The 9,472-nt window shown below is 36.5% G+C and carries 12 protein-coding genes; 10 read left to right on the top strand and 2 right to left on the bottom strand.

What is annotated here, in order from left to right; all coding sequences use genetic code 11:
* The first annotated feature begins 265 nt into the window (after positions 1-265).
* The 6 genes from ABD814_RS04135 (at position 266) to coaD (ending at position 3,480) form a co-directional block, all read left to right on the top strand.
* The gene (locus ABD814_RS04135; RefSeq protein ID WP_344910617.1) at positions 266-694 is read left to right on the top strand and encodes a CBS domain-containing protein; all 429 of its coding nucleotides are present in this window, start codon (positions 266-268) and stop codon (positions 692-694) included.
* 126 nt (positions 695-820) lie between these two features.
* Complete coding sequence (gene ylbD, locus ABD814_RS04130; protein WP_344910616.1) at positions 821-1,273, top strand: spore coat protein YlbD; 453 nt, start codon at positions 821-823, stop codon at positions 1,271-1,273.
* A 58-nt stretch (positions 1,274-1,331) separates the two neighbouring features.
* Complete coding sequence (locus ABD814_RS04125; protein ID WP_344910614.1) at positions 1,332-1,766, top strand: YlbF/YmcA family competence regulator; 435 nt, start codon at positions 1,332-1,334, stop codon at positions 1,764-1,766.
* 40 nt (positions 1,767-1,806) lie between these two features.
* Complete coding sequence (locus tag ABD814_RS04120) at positions 1,807-2,085, top strand: YlbG family protein (RefSeq protein WP_344910612.1); 279 nt, start codon at positions 1,807-1,809, stop codon at positions 2,083-2,085.
* A 338-nt stretch (positions 2,086-2,423) separates the two neighbouring features.
* Positions 2,424-2,993 carry a 16S rRNA (guanine(966)-N(2))-methyltransferase RsmD gene (gene rsmD / locus ABD814_RS04115; RefSeq protein ID WP_344910611.1) on the top strand — a complete coding sequence of 190 codons (570 nt, stop codon included), beginning with the start codon at positions 2,424-2,426 and terminating at the stop codon, positions 2,991-2,993.
* Entirely contained in the window at positions 2,986-3,480 is a 495-nt protein-coding gene (gene coaD / locus ABD814_RS04110; protein WP_344910608.1) for a pantetheine-phosphate adenylyltransferase, read from the top strand. Before rsmD ends, coaD begins: the two co-directional genes overlap by 8 nt.
* A 33-nt stretch (positions 3,481-3,513) precedes the next feature.
* Here coaD and ylbJ read toward each other — a convergent pair whose 3' ends face one another.
* Positions 3,514-4,737: a sporulation integral membrane protein YlbJ gene (gene ylbJ / locus ABD814_RS04105; protein WP_344910607.1), complete on the bottom strand. Its 1,224-nt coding sequence runs from the start codon at positions 4,735-4,737 to the stop codon at positions 3,514-3,516.
* A gap of 203 nt (positions 4,738-4,940) precedes the next feature.
* On the opposite strand from ylbJ, the gene ABD814_RS04100 reads away from it, so the two are divergent.
* Positions 4,941-5,948: a SepM family pheromone-processing serine protease gene (locus ABD814_RS04100; RefSeq protein WP_344910605.1), complete on the top strand. Its 1,008-nt coding sequence runs from the start codon at positions 4,941-4,943 to the stop codon at positions 5,946-5,948.
* A 657-nt stretch (positions 5,949-6,605) separates the two neighbouring features.
* Here ABD814_RS04100 and ABD814_RS04095 read toward each other — a convergent pair.
* A complete protein-coding gene (locus ABD814_RS04095; RefSeq protein ID WP_344910604.1) occupies positions 6,606-7,811 on the bottom strand; it encodes a nucleotidyltransferase in 1,206 nt (401 codons plus the stop codon).
* Positions 7,812-7,949: 138 nt separating this feature from the next.
* Here ABD814_RS04095 and ABD814_RS04090 point away from each other — a divergent pair, with 138 nt between their 5' ends.
* From ABD814_RS04090 to ABD814_RS04080, 3 genes are all read left to right on the top strand, one after another.
* Entirely contained in the window at positions 7,950-8,471 is a 522-nt protein-coding gene (locus tag ABD814_RS04090; protein WP_344910602.1) for a YceD family protein, read from the top strand.
* Between the two features lie 74 nt (positions 8,472-8,545).
* Positions 8,546-8,719, top strand: coding sequence for a 50S ribosomal protein L32 (rpmF, locus tag ABD814_RS04085; RefSeq protein ID WP_344910600.1), 174 nt, complete (start codon positions 8,546-8,548; stop codon positions 8,717-8,719).
* A 181-nt stretch (positions 8,720-8,900) separates the two neighbouring features.
* Complete coding sequence (locus ABD814_RS04080; RefSeq protein ID WP_344910599.1) at positions 8,901-9,365, top strand: RsfA family transcriptional regulator; 465 nt, start codon at positions 8,901-8,903, stop codon at positions 9,363-9,365.
* Positions 9,366-9,472: the final 107 nt, after the last annotated feature.

Raw genomic sequence — 9,472 nt, 5'->3', positions numbered from 1 at the left:
CTACAGCTACTACTGCCTTCACTGTTCGGGACTTTCACCCTAGAGTCTGCACCCATGCTGGGCACACAACTAATGAACGATTTTCTCTATCGTTCGAAGCATGATTAAACGCTTACTTACTTCATAGAACTATACCATGTTTCATGGTCTATGAACAGGTAAATTTAAGATTTTTAATTAAAAAAACATAATGTCCTGTTGATTCGTTCATACTACATAGTGTGGACAAAAATGTTACAAATTAAAATGAGGAGGTCTAAATACTGTGTTAAAAATTAAAGAAATTATGTCAGCCGATTTAACAGTTCTAAAGCCAAATGATACGATAAGAGAAGCGGCATCATTAATGGCAAAAGAAGATATAGGCGCAATTCCGATTTGTGAAAAAGATAATGATTTAATCGGGATCGTCACTGATCGTGATTTAGTCATTCGTGGCTATGCAAAAGGAATGACGCCAAATGATTTAGTGGAACATTGTATGACAGAAGATATTGTTACATGTCGTGAAGATACGCTTGTTAGTGAAGTTGGTGAGTTAATGAGTGAACATCAAATTCGTCGGATTCCAGTTGTAAAAGATAATCGTTTAATTGGAATGGTTTCACTTGGTGATCTTGTTACAGAAGAAAAGTCTGATCATTTAGCGATTGAGGCATTAGCAGATATATCAGAGCATGAGCATTTTCATTAATTGAATTATTTTACTCATAAGGTTGACCAAGCGGTCAACCTTATTTAGCTTGACGATGAACAAGTGACGCATGCAGTCTCATAGGCATAGGTTATAGCAAAAAGAATTAAGAGGAGGTGAGTAAGAATGGCAGAATTAAATTTACATCCCGACGTTAAAGCTTTTAAAGAATTTGCTGAAAAAAACCCTCAACTTATCCGGGCAGCTCGATCAGGTGATCGCAATTTGAATGATTATTTTAAGCATTATCAGAAGTATGGTGAAGCGGATTCGTTCTGGGATCAATTTCTTGATGATAAAAATGAACCAGAAACAAAAGAAACTGCTGATAAAAAGAAAAAATGGTCGGAGCAGTTAAAAGGTTTATTAGAAAAAATAGAATTTGATAATATTGATCAGCATTTAAAACAAGCTGACTCAGCGATCGGAGAATTAAAAAAGCTAATTGGTCACTTTTCTGAGATAAAAAGTAGCCAAACAAAAACACAAACTCAACCACTACCACAACCACCACCACCACCACAAATGCCTCAGCCACCACATATACCAACGACTGGGTTTAATCGACGTTTTTTTTAGTGACAGCCTTTTAATTTACTAAATAACTGATATAATTGGACTAACGGAGGTGTTCAACGTGTTGGCAACAGTAGAGATTATTGATTTGCTCGATTTAACAGATGAATTAGCAGAAATGGTTAATCAATCAGAGCAAATGTTAAATTATATAGAGAAGAAACGTCAGCTTAAACAAGATCAACAGTCACAGACCTTGATTAGAGCTTTTGAACAGAAAAAAGAACAGTACGAGGACGTGCAAAGATTTGGACGTTATCACCCAGATTATCGAGTGATCACAAAAGAAACCCGGTTATTAAAGCGTGAAGTTGATATGCTTGATTCTGTTGCGCAATTTAAAATTGCGGAACGAGAACTACAAATGCTATTAGACGATATTAGCGCAAAGATCGCCCATAGTGTAAGTGAGCAGATCATGGTTCCACGTGACGGCGCCTTATTTACTGATGTCGGTTGTGGTCATGGTGGAAGTTGCGGTTGCAATGCATCGTAACAGTGCTTGAATTTGTCAGGAGAAAAAGAGAGGTTATAAAATGATAAGAACTAAACGTCAAGGATTGATCGTCTGGTTTAGACAGATGAAAAATGTGAAGCAATTAAAACGTCATGGTCATCTTATTTCTGTGTCTCGTAAATTAAGATACGCAGTTATTTATGTAGATCAGGATCAAATCGAAGAAAGAGCAAGTAGGCTCGAAAGATTATCATTTGTAAAAAAAGTAGACCGATCCTATAAACCATTCATTAAGCAAGAATTTGATAATGCAAAAGTAGATGAAGCAAAAGAATACGATTATAAGATGGGTATTTAATTTTAAACTATATTATAATTTTAAAAAAAGCCTGCAGACAGGATAATCTGCAGGCCCTTTTTAGTTCTCAAGATGAACTAAAAAGGCAAAGGGAGAGGAGAAACCGGAAAAGCGCCTATGGGGAAACGTAGGCTGATTCCGTCTTCCTGAAGTGGTTAATCGTTAACAGCACTTCATTAGCTAAGCATACCCAGAATCTCAATAATCTATTCAAGCCAAACAATTGTTTAAAAATAAATATCTGATTCAATTAACTATCATGGTTTTTTAAAAAATTTCATGATAGAATTAGGACGAATTCAACACAATGAAATGAGTGGATGTAGTGAGGTGAAGAGATGCGAGTCGTATCTGGAAAATTAAAAGGCCGTTCAATTGAAACGATCAATAATCAGTTAACCCGACCGACATCAGATAAAGTTAAGGAATCTCTCTTTAATATGATTGGTCCCTATTTTAAAGAAGGGGTTGCATTAGACTTGTTTGCAGGAAGTGGTGGCTTAGGAATAGAAGCGATCAGTCGTGGCATTACGCATGCTGTTTTTGTCGATCAACAAAGGCGAGCAGTTCAGGTGATTAAAAAAAATCTGAAATTATTAAATATTGACGGACAAGCAGAAGTATATCAAAATGATGCATTTAGAGCACTTAAGGCACTTGGAAAGAGAGAGGCAAAGTTTGATCTTATTTTTCTTGATCCACCTTATGAGAAAAATTACTATCAAGATTTAATTGATGAGATAACGAAACAAAGAGTTGCAACATCAAATGCACTCATTATATGTGAACACGGTAAGAGTCAAGTTTTACCCAAAAAAGTTAGGGAGTTTAATAAGATTCGTACAGAAAATTACGGTAGTTCGATTGCGATTTCACTATACACAAGAAAGGAAGAGGATGATGAGTAGTAGACTAGCAATATGCCCAGGCAGTTTTGATCCGATTACATATGGACATTTAGATATTATCGAACGATCAGCGAAAGTATTTGATCATGTGATTGTCGCCGTTTTCCACAATGAATCAAAGTCACCACTTTTTTCAATTGAAGAGCGGATGGATTTAATCAGTGAAGCGACCAAACATCTTGATAATGTATCTGTTGATAGCCATGGTGGATTATTAATGGATTATGCGAAGAAAAAGAAGGCGAATGTTTTAGTTCGAGGTCTACGAGCGGTCAGTGACTTTGAGTATGAATTACAGATTACATCAATGAACCGTAAGCTTTACGAGGAGATTGAGACATTTTATATTATGGCTAACAATAAATATTCGTTCTTAAGTTCAAGTGTTGTTAAAGAAGTAGCCAAGTTCAATGCTAATGTAACTGATCTTGTTCCAGAAGCTGTTGAAAAAGCTTTAAAAGAAAAATATCAGAATCAGAATAATTAATTGAGCTATTCGCTTAAAGAAAGTCAGTGGTGATTAATCCATTGACTTTCTTTTTAATTGTTTAATCATCCGGTAAAGTAAAATGATCGTGCAGACAAATAAGCTACTGATTGTGATGATCATTCCGTACTGACTTAAAAAGTCGATCAAGTGTGATAGATAATTTGAGCTTACTGCTTGAACGGGAATTGCTTGTCCGATCGGTGAATGATTTTTCAAATTTAACAGAGGATAAAAGCATAAAATAAGTACTGTAGCTAAGACTGATTGGAGCAAACGACCATAAAGGTAAGCTTGATATCGAATATCCGTACTGGCAAGAATGCTAGCTACTTGAGCGTGGACACTTAAACCATTGAAAGCAAGTAAAGCACTAATTAACATTGCTTTAATCATCATAGATTGATTTAGTACCGAAGCAATTTGCTGTGCGCCAATTGTAATTTCAAACATGCCAATTGAAAAAGGTAAAGATAAAATCGGTGGAATTTGAAATAATAGAAAAAAAGTACTGAATAGTTTACTAATCAAAATTAAAATTCCAGTCTCAATTAAAATCGTCGAAATGACTGAAAATATAATAATAAATCCACCAATCATTAACGCTGTTTCCACAGCCTGGATGACGGCATCGCCGAGTAGTTTTCCAAAAGGTTTATTGTTATTAATTCTCGTGTGGTGCAATGTATTGAATGCTCGTTTCCAAATTCCTTGAACAGGCGCCTTTTTTCTGTCGTTTGTCTGATTATGTTGATAAAAGCGCATGATCAGACCTACAAGTAGGTTGCTTCCATAGTGAACTCCTGCCAATAAAAAGCCGAGGCTAGGTGTCTTTAAAAAGCTAACAGAAATAACTGCGATTATAAAAATTGGATTCGATGCATTGCTGAATGCAACAAGTCGCTCAGCTTCAACTTGACTCAGTTGTCCTTCTTGTCGCATTCTAGCTGTAAAATTTGCCCCCGCTGGATAACCGCTGGCCATGCCGATTGCCCATACGAAACCACCGACACCGGGAATATTAAATAGTGGGCGCATGATTGGTTCGAATAAGACACCAATAAAGTGAACGATACCAAACCCGATCAATAATTCCCCTGTGACAAAGAAAGGTAATAGTGAAGGGAAGACCGTGCTAGCCCATAGCTCTAATCCTCTTCTGCTTGCTTCAACTGTTTCTGTGGGCATTGTGAGGAGACAAACTGAAAATAACAGTGCACCACTTGCTAAAAGAATTGATTTTATTTTTGCCTTCACTAAGAATCACTCCTCAAACGATTTAACTGTAACTGTCTATACAAGAGATGAAAAAAAGAGTAAACTAACATTAATATTGAATTTGATTGCTTTGATTAACTATACGCATGTCCTATGCTGGAATATGCTAACAAGCTACAAATTCAATTAGAAGAAAGAGTTCTAAATTGGATGTTTGAACTCAATTATTGGAGGGAGTCTAAGTGTTGCGACAATATAGAAAACTTATTACATTTATCTTAATTTTAGGATTAGTTATGGCGCTTTCATATATGCCCTTACCTTATTACATATACAGTCCTGGTACAGCAGAGCCGTTAAATCCAGTTGTCAGAGTTGCAGAAGCGACAGAGAGTGAGGGAGATCTTCACCTTGTGACGGTTAGAGGGGGGCAAGCGACACCGATCACATTATTAGTAGCTAATTTTTCAAACTATCAAGATATTCATCACATGGAAGATCTTTTTCCTGAAGGGTATGATCGGCAAAGTTATTTAGAAGCACAATTGCAATTAATGGAGAATTCTCAAGAAGCAGCCATTGTCGTTGCCTACGAAGCTGCGGGAGAACCAATTGATATTCATTATGAAGGAGTCTATGTAGTATCTGTTTTAGAAGAGATGCCAGCTGAAGCGGTTTTACAAACAGCTGATAAAATTATCGAGGTTGAAGGTGTTAAGATTATCGATGCTGACCACTTGGTTGAAACAGTTGATCAGTATTCTGTTGGCGACGAATTGACGTTTCTCGTTGAGCGAGATAACGAGAGGTTTGAAACAACGATTGAATTGGTCCCGTTTCCAGATGATCCTGCTAAACATGGAATTGGGATTCAGCTCGTAACGAATCGTGAGGTTGATTTTGATCGATCAATTGAATTTGCAAGTGGTGATATTGGTGGACCAAGTGCAGGTCTTGTGATGGCTTTAGAGATTTATGATCAATTAGTTGAGGCAGATTTAACGAACGGATTAAAAATAGCTGGTACGGGTGAGATTGATTACAATGGGAACGTATATCGGATCGGCGGTGTAGATAAAAAAGTTGTTGCTGCTGATCGGGAGGGTTGTGAGATTTTCTTTGTTCCGAATGAAAATGGGCGAGAAGGATCGAACTACGAATTAGCCAAAGCAACTGCTGAAGCGATCGGAACGGATATGGAAATCGTCCCAATCGACCACTTCCAAGAAGCACTTGATTATTTACAGTAATTTTAGAAACTAAGTTATTAATCATTGATAAGTCAGTAGCGTTGCGTAAACTTTTCTTTCTTATGTCAAGTCTTATCATTGTGATTTGAGAGAACTGATACTGATCAATCAATACAACCGCTACGGGAAAATATTTCGCTTACCGCGGGCGTGCCTCAGCTAACTTGGTAAAGAAGACCACTTTACCAAGTGGATCTTCGGCTCACGCTATTCCCGCTGGTGTCTTCATATTTTCCCTACGCTAATGTCTAATTTCTTACAGGATACAAAGAACCTTTGTCAATGTATCACATGAAAGATTCTATTTAGCAGATGAGAGATGTGTAGACTCCCACGGGAAAAGCAAGAGCTTGAGATCCACTTTGACAAGCGGGCTTTACTTGGCAAAGTTAGCTCAAGCCTTGGGACTGGGACTGCGATTACTCGTCCCACCATAAACACCTGCCCGTAGGATAAGGAAAGCTTCCCCGAATAAACATCGCACGAAGAAAATTGATCTTTATTTTCGAGGAAAGCGAAACATCACTCAGCTGCGGGTGTGATCCTCTTACTTAGAGCTAATCATATCACTTGATTTTAGCTTAATTTTTTTATGCAACGCTATTATTGATAAGTAAACAAAAAAGCACATTGCTCAATTTTTAGAGGATGTGCTTTTTAGAATGGTGGCTTAAATTCTTGTTGACGTAGGGTGCTCTGAGCTTCACTTTTTAAAGGTAAGTAATAAATTGCTGCTGCTTTTTCATCAATCATCATTCGATCGGATAGATTTCTGCTTAATTGACTGACAATCTTTAAATTGCTCGATTGTTTAAGGTGATTTAAATAAGCTTGGCCATTTTTGCTCATTGCCAACAATCGAACTTCATCAATCTGATCAACCCGCTCTAATTGATGTTGCATGTCTTCTTTAGTTAATTGCAATAAAAGATGGACAAAAAGCCGCTGTAATCGTGTCTTAGTATAGCGTTTTGTTTGAGTTTTATTTAAAAACTCAACGAATGTATGGCTTGAGTGAATCATCTTTTTCAAACGATACTCTAAACCTTCAGTCATACCATGAATTGCTCTCAATTGATCAACAGAATCACTTAAAATCCGATACTTTAATAGCGGAAAATAAAGCTCCCAATTATGAAACGACTCTGCGGTTTGCCAATAGTCTTTTAATAATTGAAAACTTGATAATGGCATCGCGAGTGAGGCATTTGTTTGCCCGATTAATGAATCAGTTATTTGGTTTCGGATACTCGTTGCACTCGTAATTGGGTAAGATAATTCAGACTGGTGATAATCTGCTTGAATCCGTTTGATCGTATCAATCTTCAGTTCAGAATTAATTTGTTGTTGTGCTCTTAAATAGCTTAAACCTAAAATGTTATTAGGCATTGTTAAATCGGGAAGACGATCGGAACTAAGTGCTTCAAGTGCAAATTTGTTCGCCATGGGATAGCTGTGTCCCTGATTGAGTTGTTTTTGTAACTCAGCATCATACAGCGGTCGATTTTGATCAATAAGTTGGATCGCATGAGTAAAAGAATTGATTTCACCTTGCTCACTACCAAAAATAACTTGATCAACATGCAAGGCATCTAAAATCCGGATTGCTCCATAGGCAAATAGATCACTGTGCTGAATCGCGTAAACCGTTGGCAATTCAAAAACCAGATCAATCTGTTGTTTAAGTGCCATTTTTGCCCGAGTAAATTTATCAACAATCGCAGGCTCACCTCGTTGCAAAAAATTTCCGCTCATAATTGCAACAACAATCTCTGCGTTTGACTTTAATCGTGCTTGTTCGATATGATGTAAGTGGCCATTATGGAGGGGATTATATTCAACAATTAAACCGACAGCTTTCATACGAATCACTCCTATGTATTATTGTACCATAACGACTAATTTTAACTTTAATCAGTTATTTTTAAACTGTCAAGAAATTATATTGACAAATAGACGAATTCCTTTTAAAATATACTTTGTGCTTTCGAGGTGATTACAATGAAAATTCCACTCCGAAAGATGATTCAATCGGATGGTTTACCAATTGAAGCAACAGTTGATGTGTCTGAACTTGAACAATTAAATAATGATATTCGAAAAATTGGTTCTGTATTTGTAAAGTGTGAAGCTGAAAAACAAGATGGCTTGATTCATTGTCAGTTACAAATAACTGGTGAAATGATTTTGCCGTGTGCAAGGACATTGGTTGATGTCCCTTATCCATTTGAAGTGAACACTTTAGAGCTGTTTTCGGATGATCCTTATTTTGAAGAAGATGATGAGTCAGATATTCACCGTGTTGAAGGAGAAATCCTTGACTTAGGACCATATATCAAGGAAAATGTAATCTTAGAGATTCCATTTAGGTTCTACGCTACTGAAGATCAAATTGAAGAAAATGCACTTTCTTCTGGTGATGGCTGGTCAGTTATTACTGAAGAAGAAAATGAGAATAAGATTGATCCGCGGATGGCGAAATTACAGTCATTACTGAATGAGAAGAAAAATGAAAATCAATGAAGATAAATGTAAAAAGTCACTTCCACTCTTTATCTAATGAGATTTTCGTTTTGGAAGTGAAGGAGGTGTAGGAAATGGCAGTACCAAAAAGAAGAACATCTAAAAAAGTAACAAATCAAAGACGTACGCATAAAAAACTACATGTACCAGGAATGGTTGTATGTTCAAATTGTGATGAACTAACTAAACCTCACCATGTTTGTAAAGCGTGTGGCCATTACGATGGTAAAGAGGTTGTTGAAGCTTAATTATTTTAACAAACCGATCAAAATGCTAGCTCAATATAGAGCTAGCATTTTTTTGTCTATCAACGTTCCTCACTCGTTGATGCAGTTTCTAAAATGATTATTCTATCAATGATTTGTATTGCATATAGATAAAGTAAACACCTAAGTGGATCAAGTAAACTGGAATAAGGAGCGAGTGAGGATGGGAGTAAATCGACAAGATGCATGGACAAAAGAAGAGGATATGTTGCTTGCAAAGACAGTGATTGACTATATTAAAAAAGGCTATACTCAGTTAGAAAGTTTTAAAGATGTTGCTGAGCAATTAAATCGAACTCCAGCAGCCTGTGGTTTTAGATGGAATGCAACGATTAGAAAAAACTATCGACTAGAAATAGATGAGGCGAAACAAGCTCGCAAAAAGTTTCAACACCAAGACTTAAGTGACCCTCAGAGTATTGAAGAAGAGAGTTCAATAAAGTCTGTTGATCAAGCAATTCAGTGGCTTGAAAAGTTGAAAATTGAAACGAAAAATCAAGCGATGAGTCAAAATGGAACTCAAAACCATATTTATATTGAAGAGAATAAGCGACTCCAAGAGGAAATCACCAACTATCAAACATTATTTAAAAAAATTAAATTACTCATCAATGAAATTGACATATAAGTTAGTGAAACTTAATTGATCTTCTACTTAATAAAACCTGCATTATTCATAACTTGATTTTTTATAGGTGATTTGCCCATTAAATTGCCAAAAGCGAATGCCAGTTA

It is taken from the genome of Amphibacillus indicireducens (assembly GCF_039539605.1).
In the GTDB taxonomy this organism is placed as follows: Bacteria; Bacillota; Bacilli; order Bacillales; family Amphibacillaceae; genus Amphibacillus; species Amphibacillus indicireducens.
The sequence above is the reverse complement of the archived record's forward strand: the minus strand, read 5'-3'. Positions and strand labels throughout refer to the sequence as shown.

Bases quoted from the DNA above. Each gene is read 5' to 3' on its own strand.
- ylbD (WP_344910616.1), top strand. From the start codon at position 821: ATGGCAGAATTAAATTTACATCCCGACGTTAAAGCTTTTAAAGAATTT.
- ABD814_RS04120 (WP_344910612.1), top strand. From the start codon at position 1,807: ATGATAAGAACTAAACGTCAAGGATTGATCGTCTGGTTTAGACAGATG.
- rsmD (WP_344910611.1), top strand. From the start codon at position 2,424: ATGCGAGTCGTATCTGGAAAATTAAAAGGCCGTTCAATTGAAACGATC.
- coaD (WP_344910608.1), top strand. From the start codon at position 2,986: ATGAGTAGTAGACTAGCAATATGCCCAGGCAGTTTTGATCCGATTACA.
- ABD814_RS04095 (WP_344910604.1), bottom strand. From the start codon at position 7,811: ATGAAAGCTGTCGGTTTAATTGTTGAATATAATCCCCTCCATAATGGC.
- ABD814_RS04090 (WP_344910602.1), top strand. From the start codon at position 7,950: ATGAAAATTCCACTCCGAAAGATGATTCAATCGGATGGTTTACCAATT.
- rpmF (WP_344910600.1), top strand. From the start codon at position 8,546: ATGGCAGTACCAAAAAGAAGAACATCTAAAAAAGTAACAAATCAAAGA.
- ABD814_RS04080 (WP_344910599.1), top strand. From the start codon at position 8,901: ATGGGAGTAAATCGACAAGATGCATGGACAAAAGAAGAGGATATGTTG.